This is a genomic window from Gordonia malaquae NBRC 108250 (assembly GCF_000344135.1).
Taxonomy (GTDB): Bacteria; Actinomycetota; Actinomycetes; order Mycobacteriales; family Mycobacteriaceae; genus Gordonia; species Gordonia malaquae.
In genome coordinates this window covers 1-19,815 of the sequence record NZ_BAOP01000034.1, presented here as the reverse complement: position 1 = coordinate 19,815, position 19,815 = coordinate 1, and the positions used below count along the sequence as shown (strand labels likewise).

Genomic DNA, 19,815 nt, shown 5'->3' with positions numbered 1-19,815 from the left:
GGGGGTTTGCGTGGCCAGAGTCGGGATCGAACCGACGACCTTCCGCTTTTCAGGCGGACGCTCGTACCAACTGAGCTACCTGGCCAGACGGTGTCGGCTAAAACCGAAACCTAGCGACCCTGACGGGACTCGAACCCGCGACCTCCGCCGTGACAGGGCGGCGCGCTAACCAACTGCGCCACAGGGCCATATTCTTTTGTATCTTTTGTGCGTTTCGATCCTAGCCGATCCGCTCCTGATCACCGAATCGGTGTTTCAGGTGCTTCTCGGTGTGAACCGATCTGCGTACCCCCTACGGGATTCGAACCCGCGCTACCGCCTTGAAAGGGCGGCGTCCTAGGCCGCTAGACGAAGGGGGCCGGTGCTTGTTCCCGCTGGGAGCGAGGATTACTTTATGGCACGCGCTCCGAGAAACACAAATCGCGAGGTCAAGTACCCATTCCCCTTCCCCGCCGCCCGTTGCCCCCGCCCATTGAGCAGGCGCACCCCCACTGTTCGTAGAGCTGGCGCGCCCCACCGCCCGTCGAGCAGGCGCGCCCCCACTGCCCGTTGAGCGAGCGAAGCGAGTCGAAGCGTCGCAACAACTCCACCAGACGCTTCGACTCGCTTCGTTCGCTCAACGAGCAGGGGGATGCGGTCGCTCAACGAGCAGGTGAAGGGAGTGACCGCGGACAACAAAAGAGGCCGGGCCAGGGAATCACCCCTGGCCCGGCCTGAAGCTGTGCCCCCAGTAGGGCTCGAACCTACGACCTGCGGATTAAAAGTCCGTAGCTCTACCAACTGAGCTATAGGGGCATGCAGCGAGTCCACCTTACAGGGCGCGAACTCTCCCTCATACGGAGCCTTCCCACGCATGCCCTGCGCACCCGTTTAGCGATCCAGCTCACATCTGCGCGCGACAGTGACGCGCTCGCTGTAGACCGATCGTTCTGCTGTGACTTATGGTCACACCAATTCGCAAACCGGAGGACAGCAGATGGCACACGGCCCAAGCCGCAGGTTCACCCGACTCGGGGCATTCACGCATCGCCGCGCATGGATCGTCGTCGGCTTCTGGGTGCTGCTCGCCGCGGTGCTCAACCTGTCGATCCCCCAGCTCGAGACGACGGTGTCGAAGACGTCCGCCGACTTCCTGCCCCGGTCACTCCCCTCCAACCAACATCTCGAGCAGATGGCACGCGACTTCGGGTCGCCCGAGTCGAACGCGGTCAGCAGCATCGTGATGGTCGACGAGAACGGATTCTCCGAGCGGGACGAGCAGTATTACGGCCGACTGGTCGACCGTCTCCTGCACAGCGACGACGTCGCCTACCTCCTCGACTTCGCGGGGCACCCGATCACCAGGGAAGCCGCCGCCAGTCCCGACGGCAAGGCGATCACGCTGTTCGTCGCCGCTGAGGGATCTGTCGGTTCGACACGCGCCCACCATGCAGCGCAAGGGATTCGGCAGGTGATCGACGACGCGGAACCGCCGTCGACCCTGCAGGTGGACTACACCGGCCCGACCGCGGCACTCGCCGACCTGTTCTCCGCGATCGACGTCTCACTCCTGATCATCACCGGCGTCTCGATCGTGCTGATCACCCTGATCCTGTTCACGGTCTACCGACGCTTCGCGACCGCCGCAATCCCACTGATCACGCTCGGCGTCGGCCTCGCCGTGACACGACCGATCATCTCGTTCCTCGGTGGACACGACCTGTTGTCGGTCTCGAACTTCACCATCGCGATCATGACGGCGCTTGTACTCGGCGCCGTCACCGACTACGCGATCTTCACTCTCTCCGCCTATCACGAAGGGCGGCGCTCGGGACTGCCCGTCGGCGACGCCGTCGCGACGGCGAGCGGCCGGACCGGGCCGATCCTGGTGGCCTCTGCGCTGACCATCGCGGTGGCGTGCACGTCGATGATCTTCACCAAGATCGGCATGTTCAGCACAGCGGGGCCGCCGACCGCCATCGCCGTGATCGTCGGACTGCTGATCGCCCTGACGCTGCCGCCGGCCTTGCTCTCGCTCGCGGGACGACGTGGACTCGCCGAACCGGGCGCGGCGTCGGAGCGGCGATGGCAGCGACGAGGAACACGCATCGTCCGACGTGCCGGCGTGTACGCCGCAGCATCGTTGGTCTTCCTGGTGTCGTGCTCAGCGATCCTGTTCACCCATCAGCGCAACTGGGACGAGTCGTCGATGTTCGTCTACGCCAACGACTCCACGCGCGGCTACGACGAGGTCTACAAGCACTTCGGGAACAATGCGATCGCACCCGAGTACCTGATCGTCCGTTCCGATCACGACCTGCGGAACACCTCCGACCTCGCGGCTCTCGAACTGGCAGCAGACGCCGTCGCACGCCTCGACGAAGTAGCCTCCGTCCGCTCGATCACGCGTCCCGACGGCAAACCGCTCACCGAGTCGGCTGCCGGATATGTCCCCGGTCAGGTCGGATCTCAGCTGGGGGACGCCGCGAAACAACTCGGCGACGCACGCCCCGACCTCCGCAGACTCGCGTCGGGCGTGCAGCAGCTCACCGACGGCGCGGATTCCGCGAACGCCCGCATGCCCGAGCTCGTCGACGGCACGGACCAGGTGATCAGCATGGCCACCGGCGTCCTCGACTCGCTCGACTCCGCGGAACGGTTCGTGGCCGCCGCGACCGACTCGCGCACGGACCTGCGGGGCGCGGCCTCGGAACTGCGCGCCGGTCTCGACGGCGTCGGGCCGATCCTCGCCGACCTCCGACGAACGGCCGTCGCAGTCCAGCCCGCGCTCGACCAGTTCGACCAACTCTTCGGCCCACTACTGCGATCACGCAGCTCTGCATCGTGCTCCACCGACCCGAGTTGTGCAGCCGCGCGGGCAGCCTTCGACCGCTTGAACGCGGCGACGGGCGGTCGGGCACGGTCGACGCTGACAGCGCTTCGGAGCGCCGCAGGCGTGCCCGCCGAAGCGTCCACCCGCGCGGGCCGATCCGTCTTCGCGTTGAAAGACCTGCTCGGACGGCTTCAGAGACTCCTCGGGCAGCTCGACGGTCGCACCCCCGACCAGGTTCGCTCCGACCTCGTCCGACTCCGGTCGGGTGTCGGCGAACTGTCCTCGGGCATGGCGCAGCTCGCCGACGGGCTGCACCAGGTGAACGAGGGCACCGCACGGCTCACGTCGCTGACCGACAAGCTCCACGCCGGGCTGCGGACGGCCACGGACTATCTGACGGACATGAGTGCCGCGACGTCCGCCGGCCCGGGCCGCGGCTTCTATCTCCCTGCGGAGGCCCTGACGAATCCGCGTTTCGTCGAAGGTGCAAAACTGCTGATCTCTCCGAACGGACGGACGGCGCGAATGGTCGTCACCTGGTCGATCAACCCGTACGGTCCGGAGGCGCTTGAGCGCAGCCGCGACATCGCGCCGACTGCGGCGGCCGCTCTCGCGGGCACCGGACTCTCGAATGCAGAGGTGACGAGCACCGGTCTCGCCTCGCTGTCGGCAGACATGGACGACCAGCTGACCCGCGACATGCTGGTGTTCGGTCTCGTGGCGATCCTCGCGGTCACGATCGTCCTCGCGGTCCTGCTGCGCAGCATCGTCGCACCGTTGATCCTGGTCGCGACGGTCGTCCTGTCGTTCGCCGCCGTCCTCGGCGTGTCGACACTCGTGTGGCAGCACGTGATCGGAATCCCGCTGGACTGGTCCGTCGCCCCGATCTCGTTCATGGCGCTCATCGCCGTCGGCGCCGACTACAGCATGCTGTTCGCGTCACGGATCCGCGAAGAGTCGGCGGGCCGCGGAATGATGCAGGGCATGATCCGCGGGTTCGGCAGCACCGGCGGCGTCATCACCACCGCGGGCGTCGTGTTCGCCTTGACCATGTTCGCGCTGATGAGCGGTACCACGCTGAATCTTGTGCAGATCGGCTTCACCGTCGGACTCGGGCTGCTCCTGGACATCGTGATCGTCCGGTCCGTGCTGGTCCCGGCGACGATGGTGATCCTCGGCGACCGGATGTGGTGGCCGTCGCTGGGGCGTGTCTCCTAGCTCGTCACGCGGGCGCGGCTGACGGCGTCGACGGCCTTGAGGAACTCCGGGATGAACAACTCCGCGCCGATCACGCAGCACGCGTGCCCGCCGTCGACGTCGAACCGCTGCGCGCCTGGAATCCCGTCGACCAGGAGCTGCTGACGTTCAGGTTGGACGATCTTGTCGCGCGTCGAGACGACGACGGCGGCGGGGACGTCGATGTCGGAAAGCCAAGGGCGCGCATCGAATTCGGCCATGGCCGCGGAGAAGTCGCCCTGATGACTCAGCGGCGTCGACACGACGTGTGCCAGCGCCCACAGCAACGGGTGCCCCTGCCAGTTGTCGAGGCGAGCGTCCGACGGTGCGGGGAGGATCTTGTCCACCGGACGGAGCCAGCGCCCGATGCGTCGTTCGGCTTCCAGCCGTCGCGGATCGATGCTGGAGAAGTACGGGCCCGTCGAGCAGAGGACCAGCCCGGAGACGCGGTCGGGATGACGTTGCCAGGCGAGCTGCGCGATGCCGCCGCCCATCGAGAATCCGGCCGCGACGAACCGGTCGACACCCAGTTGATCGGCGACCGCGACAACGTCGTCGGCGCAGTCCGCGAGAGTGAAATCGGCCGATCGGATGCCACGGCCGTGCCAACGATGGTCGATCGTGACGACGCGGTAATCCTGTGCCAACTTCGGCACAACCGGATACCAGCACAGCAGTCCGGTTGTGCTGACCGAGTGCAACAGGAAGACCACGGGCGCGTCGACGGGACCCGACTCGGTGACGTATGTGGTGCCCCGGCCGGGCAGGTCGATACGGCGGCCGGTGGGCAGGTCGGCGACCGGGTACGGCCGGAGCGCGTGCCCCACGCCGCGCCGGGCGGTGCCCGCAGCCTCCGCGAGACGACGACGGATGCCCGCGACTGTTGACTCGATCATGCGATCGAAACTACACGCGACGCCTTGGACGAATCTGTGAATCCGTATCAATCTCGACCGTTTGTCTGACATACTGCGCGTCGTGATTCCCATCGATCGCCCCAAGCTCGAAGGCTCGATCGCCGTCGGCGACACCCGCACCCGCCGCATCGGCTTCTCCGAGTTCGGCAACCCCGACGGTCCGGCGATCGTGTGGCTGCACGGCACGCCCGGCGCCCGACGCCAGATCCCCTCCGAGGCCCGCGAATACGCCGAGGTCCGAGGCTTCCGCCTGATCGGCCTCGACCGACCGGGCGTCGGATCGTCGACGGCCCACTCGTACGACTCCATCGCCGAGTTCGCACAGGACTTCCAGACGGTCCTCAACACCCTCGGCATCGACCGGTTCTCGGTGATCGGGCTGTCCGGCGGCGGACCGTACTCGCTCGCCGTCTCCCATGTGCTGTCGGACCGCATCGTCTCGACCGCGATCATCGGCGGTGTCGCGCCCGTGAACGGCCCCGACGCGGTGGAAGGCGGCGCCGTCGACATCGCCAAGTACGCCGTGCCGCTGCTCAAGGTCGCGGGCCGTCCGATCGGCAAAGCACTCAGCATGGCGCTCGGCGTGGCACGCCCGATCGCCGACCCCGCGATCAGCATCTACGGCAGGCTCTCCCCCGAAGCCGACCGCGAATTGCTGTCGCGACCGGAGTTCCGTGCGATGTTCCTCGACGACCTCCTGCACGGCGGCAGTCGGCGCATGGAGGCGCCGTTCGCCGACCTCAAGCTGTTCGTCCGCGACTGGGGATTCCGGATCGGCGACGTGCAGGCCAACATCCACTGGTGGCACGGCGACGCCGACAACATCATCCCGTACGAGCACGGAGCTCACATGGTCGCGCTCCTGCCGAACGCCGAACTCCACTCGATGCCCGGCCAGAGCCACCTGTCGGGCCTCGATCACGCCATCGAGATACTCGACACCCTCCTCGCCGCCTGGGACTGACGCCCCGGCACATCGCAGCGGACACCTTTCCTGCTCGTTGAGCGCCCTTCGTCTCGCTTCGCTCGCTCAGGATCCGCGAAGCGAGTCGAATCCTGCTCGTTGAGCGAGCGAAGCGAGTCGAAGCGTCCGGCACCGCCACGCATCATTCGGGCACCCCGTTGTGGTCGCATACGAAAGACCCACCTACCCCGTCACTGACAGCGCGGCGGCGAGGCCGAGGACTACGCTGAGGAGAACGATCTCGATACCGGCGTTCCGTATGGACAACATTTCGTCCGCGCCGTGGCGTCGGGCTTTCGCCACCCACACCGACCGATGCCACCGGGCCACCGCGGCCACAGCCGCGAGAAGCACGATCTTCGCGAGCAACACACGTCCGTAGCCCGACTGCCACCAGTCGGCGTCGAGCCCGATACGCCCGACCGCGGCGATCAGTCCCGTCGCAGTCAGCACTGCGACCACAGGCAGTGCGCGATCGGAGAACGCCGGGAGCGACCGCGCCCATCCGCCGCGTCCCCGAACGGTCAGCACGAGTGCGCCGAGAGTCCCGACCCACCAGGCCGCAGCCAATGCGTGGGCGCCGACGGCGATGGGAATCCACGCAGACTGCCCGGCATGCCCGGTCACCGACGTCGACAGAATCCCGACCGCGGCGATCGCGCCGACAACGTACACGTCAGACGGCGTCCACCACGCCCAGGCCAACACTGCGAGGGCCCCGACGACACTCACCACCACTGGCAGTCCCGTCTCCAGACCGACAGTGAAATCGCCGACTCCGACATCCACCGCGGAGATACCCGCCCGCTGCGCCACCTGCAGCCACGCCGACACGAGCGACGTCGAGCCCCACGCGGTTGCGACGGCGGCGATCACGCTCGGTGACGGCTCCGCGTCGACGAAACCGAGCAAGCCGAGTCCGAGCAACAGACACACCGACGACAGCGCCAGGCCGTCGGCCCACACGGAAGGCTCCGGAGCGGCGAGACCGACCGCGATCCCGACACCGACGATCACCGCGACGACCGACGCCGCGACGACGGCTGCGCGTGCGCGAGTCACGAAGTCATCGACGACGCTTGACCAGCGTGAACACCACCGCGCCGCCGATCACGATCACCGCGGCCACAACCCCGAGGATGATCGGCCACGCCTTGATTCCGTGCTCGCTGGATTCAGGCGCCTGGTAGTCGGCAGGTACCGCGGCGCCCGGCGTGCCGGTTCCCGCCGTGGTCAAGGTGAACGTCGTCTGCCCGGACACCGGGTGCCCGTCTGCCGAGGTCACTCGGTAGTTCACCTCGTACTCGCCTGCGGGGCCGAGACCGTTGAGCGTCACCGACGCCGTGCGGCCCTCGATGATCGGCTCGCTCGTCTGCCAGAAGTTGTTGTCGGGCCCGACCACCTTGACGGTGGCGAACGCGGGCTGCAGGTCCTCATTGAACGTGAGCGTCACCTTGTCGGGCGCCGTGGCGATCGACGCACCGTTCTCCGGCGACGATCCGGTGAGCGCAGAGTGGGCGGCGGCCGGTCCCGCGAGAACACCCGCGACCAGGGCCGCGAAGGCGATGACGACGGCCACCACGGCCGACCGCTTGACGACACCGAACATGAACACACCCCTGACTGGTGACGGATGGAATGAGTCCATCGTCCCACGGGCACTAACCTTGAAGGCGTGTCGGTCTACTCACACGGATTCGCCCGTATCGCAGCCGCTGTCCCACCCGTCGCTCTCGCCGATCCTCTGGAGAACGCGGCACGCACCGTCGAACTGATCAACCGTGCGCACCATGAGGGCGCGGCGCTGGTCGCGTTCCCGGAGCTCGGCCTGTGCGGGTACAGCGTCGACGACCTCGTCCAGCAAGACGCGCTGCTCGACGACGTCATGGACGCCCTGATGACAGTCGTCGACGCGACGCGGCGTGTGTCGTCGGTGGTTCTCGTCGGGGCTCCGCTGCGGATCGACGACGGCCTCTACAACTGCGCCGTCGTGATCCACGACGGCGAGGTCCTCGGTGTGGCACCGAAGTCGTACCTGCCGAACTACCGCGAGTTCTACGAGCAGCGATACTTCGCCGCTGCCCGCGACGCGGTCGTCGACTCGATCACCCTCGGCGAGTACGAGGTTCCGTTCGGTCCAGACCTCGTGTTCGAGGCCGTCGACGTCCCCGGCCTGCGGTTCCACGTCGAGGTGTGCGAGGACGGCTGGGTGCCGATCCCACCGTCGACGTGGGCGACGCTCGCCGGCGCGACACTGCTCGTCAATCTCTCGGGCAGCCCGGTGACCGTCGGCAAAGAGGAGTACCGCCGAGCGCTCGCGACGTCGCACTCGGCGCGCAACGTCGCCGCGCACCTGTACGTGGCATCGGGTTTCGGCGAGTCGACGACCGACCTCGCCTGGGACGGCGACGCGCTGATCGCCGAGAACGGGACGCTGTTGGCACGGTCGGAGACGTTCTCGTTGGACCCGCAGCTGGTGGTCGCCGACATCGACCTCGACCGCATCCGCCAGGAACGTTCACGGCTGATCAGCATGCGCGACCAGGTCGGCGACTTCTCCGATCAGGCCCGCGCGATCCGCCGGATCCCCTTCGAGCTCGACGCCGAGTACAGCGTCGACGATCTGAAGCGGACCGTCCTACGGTTCCCGTTCGTGCCGACCGGCGCCGCCGACCGCGACCAACGGTGCCGCGAAGTGTTGGACATCCAGGTCCAGGGGCTTGTCGCCCGCCTCCGCGCGACGGGCATCTCCAAGATCGTCATCGGAGTCTCCGGTGGACTCGACTCGACCCTCGCGCTGCTCGTCGCCGTGCAGGCGTTCGACCTGCTCGGACTGCCGCGCACGGACATTCACGCGTACACGATGCCCGGCTTCGCCACCGGTGACGCGACGCTCGCCCGCAGCCACGTCCTGATGGATTCGCTCGGCGTCACGGGCAACGAACTCGACATCCGGCCGTCATGCACCCAGATGCTCGCCGACCTCGGTCACCCGTTCGCCGACGGCGAGCCCGTCTACGACGTCACGTTCGAGAACGTCCAGGCGGGCGAACGCACGTCGCACCTGTTCCGCCTCGCCAACTATCTCGGCGGGATCGTGTTGGGCACCGGCGACCTGTCCGAGCTCGCACTCGGCTGGTGCACCTACGGTGTCGGCGACCAGATGTCGCACTACAACGTCAACGGATCGGTGCCGAAGACACTGGTCAGGCACCTGATTCGGTGGAAGATCGCCACGTCGGGATATGCGGACGCCACGATCGAGGCGCTCCGCGAGATCGTCGACGACGTCATCTCGCCGGAACTCGTCCCCGCCGACGCCGCGGGCAACGTGCAGAGCACCGAGGACACCGTCGGCCCATACGAGCTGCACGACTTCTTCCTGTACCACCTCACCCGCTTCGGATACCGGCCGTCGAAGATCGCGTACCTCGCCAGGCAGGCGTGGGGCGACAAGACCCGCGGCCCGTGGTCGGACATGATGACCGACGATCAGCGCAACGAGTACACCGGCGAGACCATCGACAAGTGGCTCGAAGTGTTCCTGAAGCGGTTCATGTCGAACCAGTTCAAACGCACCGCGATGCCCAACGGCCCGAAGATCGGCTCCGGCGGATCGCTCTCGCCTCGCGGCGACTGGCGCTCCCCCTCCGACGCTCCCGCCACCGCCTGGCTCAGAGAGCTTCACGGCGACCGGTGATCGAACCTCTGGCGAGCACGGAGTGGCACCGCGCACAGGTGGTTCGCGAACTATGCAGTCGATATCGTCCACTCCGTTCTCCCCATGCGTACGCTCTGGCGTCAGAACTGCTCTCGCTCACAGACGCTTCCTCAGAGGCAGACTGTTTCATCGACGCACTCGCGGAACTCGCTTGGGACGTGGAGATCACGGTTGCGATCGCATCCGACCGGAATGACGTCGTGTCGAGTGAGCAGTGTCGAATCTTCGAGGACAGCCTCGCGGCGCTGGCGACCAGCACGAACGGCGCACCGTCTCTCGTCGCAACCGTACGAATGATTCTCGCTCGGTTCGATCGGGCGTCGGTAGGCACAGATGACATCTGCGCCTGGGCGGCCGTCATTCTCGACGGCACGGCGGGTGCCTCGCTCGCCGAAGCAGACGAGCGCCTGTACCTGCGAATGGTCGACCTCGCCTACGCGCTCGATTATCCAGCCGCGCTCCAGATCATTGACGAGGTGCTCGACGAGGGTTGACACGCTCCGCCTCGGAGAGGGCTCAACGAGCAGGGGCCACTGCTCGTTGAGCCGGACCGGAGCGATAGCGCAGGTCCGTGTCGAAGCGAGCCGACCCATGGAAACCAAGCCGTGGCACTCGCTTCAACACGCGCCGTGCGTAAGGTTCCCCGATCTGACTCAGATCGCGCGCAAAAAAGCACAAAACCCGGATTTCGGGGAACCTTGCGCACGAAGAACAGATGCTCACATGCGACTGCGTCCCAGCACACCTGACGACGTTTCGACACGCCACCTCGGCTAACGCCTCGGAGGCGGCTCAACGAGCAGGAAACAGAACCTCCCGACGCATGTCACCCAACGTGCAGGATGCCACCCCACTGCTCGTTGAGCCGGACCGGAGCGATAGCGCAGGACCGTGTCGAAGCGAGCCGACTCGCGCGAGCGGTACCGCACAGCACGTCCGACGTGCAATAGGCCCTCGTCGGGCCTGAGCGGTACCACTCCGGCGACTGAGCCCCAGCACACCTCACGACGCTTCGACACGCCACCTCGGCCAACGCCTCGGAGGCGGCTCAACGAGCAGGGAGGCAGCGTCCGTGGGGCGGCTCAACGAGCAGGGAAGCAGGCGTCCGCGGGGGAAGCTCTGCGGGAAGGTCAGTAGATCGAGACCAGGAGGTCGAGGCCGTCGGCGAGGCAGAGGCGGTGGACGGCGAGAAGGTCGCCGAATGCGGCGCGGAGCATCGATTCGAGGGCAGCGCGGTCGTCGGTCCAGATGTTCGGATACAGCTCAGCGGCGTGGAATGCGCTGAAGTCGGCCGACGACAGCCGCGCGTCGATGTCGACTGCCTCAAGAGCCGCGATCACCCGAGGCAGATCAGCGGTCGGGGTGAGTCCGAGAAAGTCGTCACTCTCGAACTCGTACACGCCGACGACGGCTTCGCTGAGGGCGTCGTCTTCGATCGGAGTGGACGCAGAGGTGCCGGTGAGCAGGAAATGCAGGCCGTCCCACGCCTTGTCGACGTCGACTGACGGCGCCCCACCCTCGAGCAGCCCTTCGACGAAGTCGACGACTCCGTCGGGATCGAGGTCGCCAAGACGCTCGTCGGCGTCGGGCGGAACGCCGAGGTAGACAGCGAGCAGTCCCACGTCAGCCCTCCGTCGGCTCAGGCTCAGACTCAGACTCCGACGCGGGCTCAGGCAGTTGCTCACCGCGCTCGACGGCAGCGAGGAGGAGATCGAGCTGATCATGGAACGCTTGCGTCATCGTCGAGATGTCAGGAGCGATGTCGCTGCAGGTCAGCAAGCCCACATTGAGCTTCCCAGCTGACGAGAACACCGTCATGTTGAGACCGAGACCGTGGAAGATCGGCGCCAGCGGGTACACGGATTCGACGCGCCCGCCGAGCATGTACATGTCGAACGCGGGTCCGGCCACGTTGGAGACGATCGCGGTGAACACCGGCGGGTGCAGCGCTGACAGGCGCCGATCGCCGTAGAGCCGCATCAGCGCGCCCATCGAGTTCCCGGGCGCGAACTCGGCGAATCCGCGAAGGATGTTGGCGTCGATGTCCTGAAGGTGCTGCTTGGCTATCGTCGCGTACACGCCCGCTTCGCGGAGTCGTTCGAGCGGATCCTCGACGTCGCTCGGCAGTCGCGTGAACATGCCCGTGACCTTGTTGGTTCCGGTCTCGACGAGGTCCTTCTCCTCCGCCCCGCGGACGGACACGGGCACCATGCCGACCAGCGGATCGGTGGGCAGTTCGTCGTGCGCGGCCAGGTACTCGCGGAGCGCGCCGCCGGCCATCGCCAGGACGACGTCGTTCATCTTGACGCCGAAGTGGTCCTTGACCTTCTTGACGTCGTCGAGCGGAAGCTGCGTGAGCGCGATGGAACGGCGCGGCGACAGCGGCGCGTTGAACCTGGTCCGCGGCGCCAGGAACGGTGCGGGCATGCCCTCACCGGAGCGGACCTTGCGGATCCACTCGAACGGAACCGGAATCGTCTTCGGGATCAACTTCAACGCGGCGACCGGTCGTTGCAGGAAGTAGTTGACGGCGCCTCCGACGGCCATGTCACGACGTGATGCCGGGCCGGCGGTGCGCGCCATCTTCTCGACGTCGAGCTCCGGCGGCTCCGGGGTGCGGGTCGCGAGTTCACCGAGGATGTCGGCGACCGTCGCGCCGTCCACACCCGCATGATGCATCCGGAGCATGACGGCGATCTTGCCGTCCTCCATGCCTTCCAGCACCCACAGGTCCCACAGCGGCTTCTTGCGGTCGAGGACCTGCCCGATGAGGTGCCCGCACATCTGCGCGAGTTCCTGCACGCGGCCGGGAGACGGGACGGCGATCCGGTGGACGTGCCGTTCGATCCGGAAGTCGTCGTCTTCGATCCACACCGGATGGTCGACGTTCGTCAGGGAATCGGCGAGCTTACGACGCAGCGACGGCATCGCGGTGACGCGGCGAGCCATCTCATTGCGCATCTTGTCGAACGAATAGCCGCCGACCACAGTCGACGGATCGAGCTGCAGGATCGCGGCGACATTCATCACCTGAGACGGGGTCTCCAGGTACAGGAATGACGCATCCAGACCGCTCAACCGTTCCATGTGGACCCCTAACGTCGCATCTGCCTACCAAGCACAGGGAACAGGTTTCAGATTCTGTGCTTTCCCACAGTAGCGCCGGACAGCCGTCACGATGCCATCAGCACATGGCGACATTCGACACGTCCTAAACGGACGCCTTCTCCCGCCGAGCGGCTTCGCGTGCGAGGAACCGTTCACGCTGTTCTTCGAAGCGCTTGGCGTCGAGTTCGGTCTGCTCGAGGAACGCCGCGAGTTCTTCGCGAGCCTTCTCACCGCGGGCCCCGAAGTCGTTGCGCTCGAAGATGTTCCACTTGCGCATGACGGGCCACACGACGTCGTCGAGATGCTGGCGGATGTCGTAGATTCCGTGCTTGGCCATGATGAGGCTCATCTTGCGGAAGTTCGGCATGCCGATGCCCGGCATGTCGAAGTTCACCAGGACGCTGGTGATCGCCTCCATGGCCTGATCGGGTGCGAGTTCGAGCGCTGCGGCACAGATGTTGCGGTAGAAGATCATGTGCAGGTTCTCGTCGGCCGCGATGCGCTGCAGCATGCGGTCGGCGACCGGATCGTTGCACGCCTTGCCGGTGTTGCGATGGCTGACGCGCGTTCCGAGCTCCTGGACGGTCACGTATGCGACGCCCTTGAGCAGTCCACTGAGGTCGTCGGAGTGGGCGCCCTTGGTCATGTTGGTCATGCGGTCGCGCTCAAGGGCGACGGGGTCGACTCCGCGCGTGACGACGAGGTAGTCGCGCATCACGATGCCGTGGCGGTTCTCTTCAGCGGTCCAGCGTCCCACCCATGTGCCCCAGGCGCCGTCGGGCGAGAAGTAGTCGGTGATCTCACGGTGGTACGACGGCAGGTTGTCCTCGGTGAGGAGGTTCAACGTCATCGCCGCCTTGGCGACTTCGCTGAGCTGCGACTGCTCGGGCTCCCAGTCCTCGCCGCCCATCGCCGCGAAGTTGCGGGCCTGGTCCCACGGGACGTAGTCGTGCGGATGCCATTCGCGGGCCAACGACAGGTGCCGGTTCAGCTCGTTCTCGGCGACGGGCTCCAGCTCTTTGAGAAGTTGGAGTTGAGTCAGGTCAGACACGAGAACGGCCTCCGTCGGTTGGTTGTGTGACAGGCCGCACACTATGGGAGGTTCGTGGTATACGCAACTTCTTCCCGCGCGTCGGCCGTGTCGCGGCGCGCACGCCGACGGCTCACAGCGACGGTGACCATGCAGACTGCGATGCCCGGGATCGCCGCCACGGCCGGGTAGATCAACCAGATCCAGACGAAGGCGACCGGAACGACCACCAACCCCACCACGATCCGTTTGGACACACTGATCGGGAGGATCACCGCTGCTATGACGGCGATCGACGCGTCGTCACGTTGGACGCATACCGCAGCGCGCGGCTAGCCATGGTGCCGGCCCTAAGCCTCCGCGTTGAGTGGGACGAAGACCACCTGGACACGCTCGAGCTTGTTCGCGATGAGCATTCTGTTCACCGCGTCTGCGGCGCGTTGTTCGGCGAAGACCAGACGCACCTGCGTGTCGCCTGCCGCGGCGAGGGCGTCGCGGGCCTGCGACAGGACCTGTTCGGTGCCCTGCCACGCCGGGTCGATCGCGCCGTCGGGGAGGAGGTGCCCGTCGTACCCGACACCGTAGGAGAGGAGCAGCGTGCCGTCGCTCGCGCGACCGTCGAAGTTGAATCCGCCGACCTTCAGTGTGTAGCCCGACGGGGCGTGTGTGATCTGCCGGTTGTACCGGCGGGCGGGTTCACTCACCTTCGGTGCGGTCATCTCCCAGCCTTTGGCGGCCTCGGCGATGCGGTTGCCGGTGGTGGCCGCGGCGTCGATGGCGACGGGGTCGACGGTGCCGTTCACTGTGACGGTGAACCGCGACTGCGACGTCATGTCGGAGGTCTGCGTGTATCGGATGGTGCACGCGACGTGGCCGCGGCCGTTGATCGGCATCGTTCCGCTCCCGCTGCACGATCCGACCTTGCGATCGACGGCCTTGAAATCCGTGGTCAACCCGATTGTGACCGTTCCGCCGACGAGGCCAGAGTTCGCGTTGGTCAGGTCGTAGTTGATGGAGCAGGTCGGGCCGTTGCAGTCGAGGCTGCCGGTCGGGTCGCCGATCGTCATCGTCGACGACCCGATCCGCCCCTCGGCGACGGCGGACTTCGCCGACGAGTAGAAGTCCCGGACTGCGGCCGACGTGGCGGGTGTGACGCGCAGATCGGCCTCGACGCGCGGCCCGATCGGGCCGCGGAGTCCGGCGAGCGCTCCAGTGTCGTCGACGCCGATGCTCATCGACGAGGCGGTGAACCTACGCGTGCCGGCGACGCCGCCGTCGGCGTCTTCGACCTCCACCTCGGTGATGTTCGGACGGTCGGTTCCCGACGCGACTCGGCGGTCGGGTGTCTCGGTGAGACGCCCGACGTTGGTCCCGGTCACCTCGGCGTCGCCGAGGATCGCGTCCTGCTGGCCGAGGAGCAGGCCGAGTCGGGACGGAAGCAGTGCGACCCCGAGGTCGACGTCGAGGAACTTCGAACCGATGGTCACCCACTTGTCGGACAGCGACTTCTCGGTCAGCACGCCTGCGGGCTGCCGCGGGCCGGGCCGGGCGGTCCAGAAGGCGGAGTCGCCCTTGACGAGAGTCAGGTTTCCGATCTGCAGGACTTCGGCGGAGCCGCCGCCCTGCCGGACCTTTCCGCGGAGGTCGCCCGTCGCGGTCACGGTCATCTTCGTGATGTCGATCGTCGACTTCGACCCGGTGCCGAGCGTGATCGTGCCGTCGTACGTGGCGCCGGGCGCCTCCGCGAGTGACAACGACGCCGCGTTGACACCCTGCAGGGCACGCATGGCCTCGTTCGGCGCGGGCGTCCCGTCCATGGACGGCGCCAGAACTCCGGACAACGTGACTCCGAGCAGGACTGCGACTGCGGCCGCCGCCCCACCAGCGATGATCAGTTTTTTGCGCACGACGCAGTTCTCCCCACTACAACGACTGAGTTGACGTCGACTGTCTCACGTTTCGACCCAGAAACGTCATTCCGGTCGTTTACGTGGCGGACGCGCCGCGCCGTCCAACATTCCCCGAATTCACTGATTCGGCCGCAATTGGGCGCGATACCCGCCGGTTCGGGGAATGTTAGACGGGCAGTCTGTCAGCCCGCGAGCCGCCCGAGAATCTCGACGAGCTCCTCGGTCGGCACGATAGTGAGACGGTCGTCGTCGACTGTCGAGATCCTGGTGATCGTGTCTCGATACCAGTGGTAGACGTTCGGCGACACCGACCACGCGGCGTCGGTGAAGATCCGTTCGGCGGTGCCGGCGAGATGCGAGATCGCACCGAGCACGTCGATGGACTCCACGGGATGCAACAGCACGCAGTTCCGATCCGGGACGGCGAACACGACACCGTGCGGCATGTCGCGGCCGAACACCCGATCGACGAGGTTCGCCATCGACAGAGTCTTCGACGCCGTGTAGACGGACCCGGCCACGAACGTGAGGACACCGTCGTCCGAGGTCCCGATCTCCTCGATCGGTTCGGCATCGGTGTTGATCTGGCCTGCTCGGAACAGTTCGTCGATCGGCAGTCCTTCGGCGACGGTGCTGTCGAAGTAGCTGACCGTCTCCGGGAAGTCGACGCACAAGACCGCGGCGAGGTCGGCGGCGACGGGACGCGAGTGCGTCGCGAGGTCGAGGCCGTTCATATGCAGGGCGTCGACGGGCAGGAGCCTGGTCCGGACACGCTGGAAGAGTTCGTCCCGGCCGAGGTCTCGCACGCTCGGTGCGCCCGTCGTCCGGGCCATCGCAGCGAAGTGGTGGGTGACGATCTGCGGCCAGTCCGACCGCGGCGCACTCGCGCATGTCGTCATCACGTTGTCGAGCGCGAAGCGCATGCCGTCGGACCCGATGAGGTCGGCGCCTGTCTCGTCGACGGTCGCCTCCACCCCGTTCTCGCCGAGTGTCCGCTGAGCGAGGCCACGGATCCAGGCGACGTCGTCGGCCGACAACCGGCCGAACACCTCGTCGGGCCGGTCGGACGGCTCCGGCGCGGACGGTCCGCTCCGGCGGCGACGGAAGATGCCCACGTCAGCCCGCGACGATGACGCTGTAGGTCAGCCGGAACCGACCTTCGGTCTCCACACCCGACACTGCGACGGTGTACTTCGCGTTCGCGAAGGTCGCATCCCGCTGCTCCTTCGCAGGGCCCGGAGACAGGACCTCCTCGTACTTCGCTGCGCGGAGCTTCGTGACGGCGTCGTCGAACGACGTCGCAGTGGCCCCGACCACTTCCATGCCGACAGCGTCGTCGACCTGCGAGTCGTAGGGGGTGAACATCGTCCCGACCACGGGTACGTCCTTCGGGAAACCGTCGGGCACAGTCGCCGCCGTCGTCTGGGGCGCCTCAGCGGCTGTGTCGTCGCCGCAGCCGGCGAGGAACGTCAACGAGCCGACAGTTGCCACTACTGCAGCGATCTTCTTGAAACGCATTCTTCCCCTGGTCGCGTCGACGGAGTCATCGGCCCTTCACAGAGTACTGCCCGATCGTCCCTGGGAGGGTCGACCGGGCAGTGTCGTCACGGCTGTCTCTCAACTGACGGGCGCAACGTTGTACGTGAGGCGATACTCACCGCCGACCTCCACTCCGACGACGCCGACAACGTGCTTCGCGTTTGTGAACGTCGCAGTCCGCAGCGACTGAGAGCCGCTCGGAGCGCTCGCCTCCGTGAAACCTGCATCCTTCAGCTTCTGCACGGCCTCGTCGAACGATGTCGCAGTTGCTCCGACAACCTCCATGCCGACCGCACCACTTGCCGGCGCGTCGTACGGCTTGTACTCCGAGCCGACTACCGGCACGTCGGCCGGGAACCCCTCGGGAAGCGCGGTCGAGCCGGCATCGGTCTGCGATGGCGCCGCACTGCTGTTCGCATCGCTGCTCGAATCATCACTGCAAGCAGCGACGAAAGACAACGCACCAGCCGCAGCCACCACCGCAGCAAACTTCTTGAAACGCATTTCAACCCCTCCAGACAAATGAACGATTCGGACGATAACACACATACGTCCCGACAGGCTGCCGCCAGCACCGTCCGGCCGTCCCCTCACCATTTCGCCCGCAGACCGTCTACCGACTACGCGACCTGTACGCGCTGATCTCCCAGCACGTACTCGATCGCCAGCCCGCCGCCGACGGCTTCGAGGTAGCTGCGGATCGTGCCGACCTTCGCGCTGTCGAGGTCGCCGCGCTCTATCTTGGAGACCTGCCGCTGCCCGACGCCGATGCGCTCAGCGAGCTGCGCCTGAGTGAGCCCGGCCTGCTCGCGCAGCTCGCGCAGCCGGTACGCCCGAACCTCGGCGAGCATCCGCTCCTTGTGCTCCTCGACTCGCGCGCGGTCCACGGGGTGCTCGTCAAGGAAGTCCTTCAATGACATGGCCATGGTGGTCACTCTCTTCTCAATGAACGCAGATGGTCGTCGAACAGGTCGTCGGCCACGGGGATGTTCTTCTTGTACCAGCGGGTCCAGTTCCCGGCCTTGTCGCCGGCGATCAGCAGGATCGCCGACCGCTCGGGATCGAACGCGAACAGGATCCGCAGCTCCGAGCGCCCGGTCGAACCGGGCCGCAGCTCCTTCATGTTGCGGTGCCGCGACGATTTAACCGTGTCGACGACGGGCCGCCCGAGCTGGGGCCCTCGGTCCTCCAGAAGCTCAATGGCAGCGACGACCTGCTCGCGCGATCCCGCGTCCAGCGAAGCGAGCCATCCTGCGATCAGCTCAATGTTCACGCTCCACATGCCACCAGCTTAGACCTTGCAGGGTCTATTCGGCAAGGCGGCAGACCGCCAGAGAGCAACAGCAGCACAGAGAAATTCAGCCCACGCCGTGAGGCAACGGGCCGATCATGATGGGCGGCGTAAGGGAGCCCCGCCAGCCTGCAGCCGAGTGGTCCTTACTGGCATCGATCGCCATCCGCGTGCCGCACTGTGCCCTCGTGGCAGGTGCGGGTTCGTTCTTTCGCCGCTCGCGTCGAAAGTTCGCCAGAAGCTACTTGGTCTCGTTTGGGTGATTGGTGTGCACCTGCTCCAGGAACACTGTTCGGTCCTGCACGTAGAACCAGATGCGAGCGTCGCCCTTGGACGTCGGCTTGTGCTGCCAGCGGTTGTGAGTCTGCCCGTTCCGCGTGACCCGTGCGAGATCGCCGCGGAGCGGGTAGTTCGTCGGAGTTTCAAGAGTCGGCGTGCGGGTAAGGAAGTCCCAGGCGTCAGCGTAGCGGGCCGCGAATCGTCGCCGCGAGGTCCCGCCATCCCTTCTTGGCACCAGCTGACGCGAACTTGATCGCGTACTCAGAATTCCTCGTCGGCCGAGGAACGGTCTCCTCTCGCTTCCCCACGACTACGGACGCTCGACTGTGGCGGCATCATTGTCATCGAACCACTCGACATCAGCCCGGCCGAGGCCGGCGGCCAGTGCTGTTGCGGTCTCGCGCCATGACGTCAGCTCAGCGAGCACGCGATGTGGCTGGTCGGTGAAAAACGAGGCACGCGCGGCGTCGACGAGATCCTGTGCGCAGGTCTCCCGATCCTCTGCCGACAGCGCGAGCATCCACGGAAACGCGTTCGCCATCCGGTCGGCGAGCGGACCGTTGTCGTTCACGGCCACGCCAATCAACTGTGCCGCGAACTCCAGCATGCGGCTACGACTCTCGAGGTAACGCCGAGACATCAGCACAAGGTCTTCGCCGTCGCGCCGAGTCACGGTCACCGGGTGATCCTCGGCCTCAGTGAAGACCTCTGCGGAGTGCTTGCTCAAGTCCGAGGAGCGACGCGTGGTGGTACGGAACGCTGCTGTGGTCATGCGCCTATCGTATTCGGAACGTGTTCGGAAGTCCATTGCGATGTCGGATGCAGCAGCCCTGGTCGGGCGCGATCGAGTTCCCGACCCCGCGGCACCAGCCTCGACACGACCAGAACCCGCCACACCACCAGGTGTCACATGCCGGGCATGCTGCTCCAACGGCTCACCAGTATCCGGGTGATACACCCACACCAACGACGACGCCGCACCCGCCACCGCCCCCGGCCGATCCTGTC

At 66.4% G+C, this 19,815-nt stretch carries 19 protein-coding genes and 4 tRNA genes; 4 read left to right on the top strand and 19 right to left on the bottom strand.

The genetic code is table 11. From position 1 onward, the window contains the following. Positions 1 to 11 precede the first annotated feature (11 nt). From GM1_RS17890 to GM1_RS17875, 4 genes are all read right to left on the bottom strand, one after another. Positions 12 to 85: transfer RNA gene (locus GM1_RS17890), tRNA-Phe, on the bottom strand. Positions 86 to 114: 29 nt separating this feature from the next. Then, positions 115 to 188, bottom strand: a tRNA-Asp gene (locus tag GM1_RS17885). A gap of 98 nt (positions 189 to 286) precedes the next feature. Continuing rightward, positions 287 to 359: transfer RNA gene (locus GM1_RS17880), tRNA-Glu, on the bottom strand. Positions 360 to 722: 363 nt separating this feature from the next. Then, positions 723 to 795: transfer RNA gene (locus GM1_RS17875), tRNA-Lys, on the bottom strand. Between the two features lie 181 nt (positions 796 to 976). Between GM1_RS17875 and GM1_RS17870 the strand changes: the two genes are divergently transcribed. Then, complete coding sequence (locus GM1_RS17870; RefSeq protein WP_008381176.1) at positions 977 to 4,030, top strand: MMPL family transporter; 3,054 nt, start codon at positions 977 to 979, stop codon at positions 4,028 to 4,030. Here GM1_RS17870 and GM1_RS17865 read toward each other — a convergent pair. Beyond that, positions 4,027 to 4,944 carry an alpha/beta fold hydrolase gene (locus GM1_RS17865; RefSeq protein ID WP_008381175.1) on the bottom strand — a complete coding sequence of 306 codons (918 nt, stop codon included), beginning with the start codon at positions 4,942 to 4,944 and terminating at the stop codon, positions 4,027 to 4,029. The two genes, GM1_RS17870 and GM1_RS17865, sit on opposite strands and share 4 nt — an antisense overlap. Before the next feature lie 82 nt (positions 4,945 to 5,026). Here GM1_RS17865 and GM1_RS17860 point away from each other — a divergent pair, with 82 nt between their 5' ends. Next, positions 5,027 to 5,929, top strand: a complete 903-nt coding sequence (locus GM1_RS17860) for an alpha/beta fold hydrolase (RefSeq protein ID WP_008381174.1) — start codon at positions 5,027 to 5,029, stop codon at positions 5,927 to 5,929. Positions 5,930 to 6,112: 183 nt separating this feature from the next. On the opposite strand, the gene GM1_RS17855 is transcribed toward GM1_RS17860, so the two are convergent. Together GM1_RS17855 and GM1_RS17850 are read right to left on the bottom strand one after the other, a co-directional pair. Then, positions 6,113 to 6,991 carry a CopD family protein gene (locus tag GM1_RS17855; RefSeq protein WP_008381172.1) on the bottom strand — a complete coding sequence of 293 codons (879 nt, stop codon included), beginning with the start codon at positions 6,989 to 6,991 and terminating at the stop codon, positions 6,113 to 6,115. A gap of 4 nt (positions 6,992 to 6,995) precedes the next feature. Beyond that, positions 6,996 to 7,538, bottom strand: coding sequence for a copper resistance CopC family protein (locus GM1_RS17850; protein WP_008381170.1), 543 nt, complete (start codon positions 7,536 to 7,538; stop codon positions 6,996 to 6,998). Positions 7,539 to 7,604: 66 nt separating this feature from the next. Between GM1_RS17850 and GM1_RS17845 the strand changes: the two genes are divergently transcribed. Both GM1_RS17845 and GM1_RS22470 read left to right on the top strand, forming a co-directional pair. After that, on the top strand, positions 7,605 to 9,629 hold the full coding sequence (locus GM1_RS17845) for an NAD(+) synthase (protein ID WP_008381169.1): 2,025 nt from the start codon (positions 7,605 to 7,607) through the stop codon (positions 9,627 to 9,629). A gap of 179 nt (positions 9,630 to 9,808) precedes the next feature. Further along, positions 9,809 to 10,144 (top strand): hypothetical protein, encoded by a 336-nt coding sequence (locus GM1_RS22470; protein ID WP_157436166.1) that lies wholly within the window; start codon positions 9,809 to 9,811, stop codon positions 10,142 to 10,144. A 636-nt stretch (positions 10,145 to 10,780) separates the two neighbouring features. Here the strand turns inward: GM1_RS22470 and GM1_RS17835 are convergent. From GM1_RS17835 to GM1_RS17780, 12 genes are all read right to left on the bottom strand, one after another. After that, positions 10,781 to 11,272 (bottom strand): YfbM family protein, encoded by a 492-nt coding sequence (locus GM1_RS17835; protein ID WP_008381164.1) that lies wholly within the window; start codon positions 11,270 to 11,272, stop codon positions 10,781 to 10,783. Position 11,273: 1 nt separating this feature from the next. Then, complete coding sequence (locus GM1_RS17830) at positions 11,274 to 12,737, bottom strand: WS/DGAT/MGAT family O-acyltransferase (RefSeq protein ID WP_008381162.1); 1,464 nt, start codon at positions 12,735 to 12,737, stop codon at positions 11,274 to 11,276. 124 nt (positions 12,738 to 12,861) lie between these two features. Further along, on the bottom strand, positions 12,862 to 13,809 hold the full coding sequence (locus tag GM1_RS17825; protein ID WP_040520616.1) for an acyl-ACP desaturase: 948 nt from the start codon (positions 13,807 to 13,809) through the stop codon (positions 12,862 to 12,864). A gap of 41 nt (positions 13,810 to 13,850) precedes the next feature. Then, positions 13,851 to 14,063, bottom strand: coding sequence for a hypothetical protein (locus tag GM1_RS17820; protein WP_008381158.1), 213 nt, complete (start codon positions 14,061 to 14,063; stop codon positions 13,851 to 13,853). A 75-nt stretch (positions 14,064 to 14,138) separates the two neighbouring features. Continuing rightward, the gene (locus GM1_RS17815; RefSeq protein WP_008381157.1) at positions 14,139 to 15,695 is read right to left on the bottom strand and encodes a hypothetical protein; all 1,557 of its coding nucleotides are present in this window, start codon (positions 15,693 to 15,695) and stop codon (positions 14,139 to 14,141) included. A 185-nt stretch (positions 15,696 to 15,880) separates the two neighbouring features. Further along, entirely contained in the window at positions 15,881 to 16,813 is a 933-nt protein-coding gene (locus tag GM1_RS17810) for a hypothetical protein (protein WP_008381155.1), read from the bottom strand. Position 16,814: 1 nt separating this feature from the next. Next, positions 16,815 to 17,216: a hypothetical protein gene (locus GM1_RS17805; RefSeq protein WP_008381154.1), complete on the bottom strand. Its 402-nt coding sequence runs from the start codon at positions 17,214 to 17,216 to the stop codon at positions 16,815 to 16,817. Positions 17,217 to 17,315: 99 nt separating this feature from the next. After that, positions 17,316 to 17,741 carry a hypothetical protein gene (locus tag GM1_RS17800; protein ID WP_008381152.1) on the bottom strand — a complete coding sequence of 142 codons (426 nt, stop codon included), beginning with the start codon at positions 17,739 to 17,741 and terminating at the stop codon, positions 17,316 to 17,318. Between the two features lie 116 nt (positions 17,742 to 17,857). After that, on the bottom strand, positions 17,858 to 18,163 hold the full coding sequence (locus GM1_RS17795) for a helix-turn-helix transcriptional regulator (protein WP_008381151.1): 306 nt from the start codon (positions 18,161 to 18,163) through the stop codon (positions 17,858 to 17,860). A gap of 5 nt (positions 18,164 to 18,168) precedes the next feature. Continuing rightward, a complete protein-coding gene (locus GM1_RS17790) occupies positions 18,169 to 18,519 on the bottom strand; it encodes a type II toxin-antitoxin system RelE/ParE family toxin (RefSeq protein ID WP_008381150.1) in 351 nt (116 codons plus the stop codon). Between the two features lie 250 nt (positions 18,520 to 18,769). Continuing rightward, positions 18,770 to 19,042, bottom strand: a complete 273-nt coding sequence (locus tag GM1_RS17785; protein WP_008381148.1) for a hypothetical protein — start codon at positions 19,040 to 19,042, stop codon at positions 18,770 to 18,772. Between the two features lie 75 nt (positions 19,043 to 19,117). Next, a complete protein-coding gene (locus tag GM1_RS17780) occupies positions 19,118 to 19,579 on the bottom strand; it encodes a type II toxin-antitoxin system Phd/YefM family antitoxin (protein WP_008381146.1) in 462 nt (153 codons plus the stop codon). Positions 19,580 to 19,815: the final 236 nt, after the last annotated feature.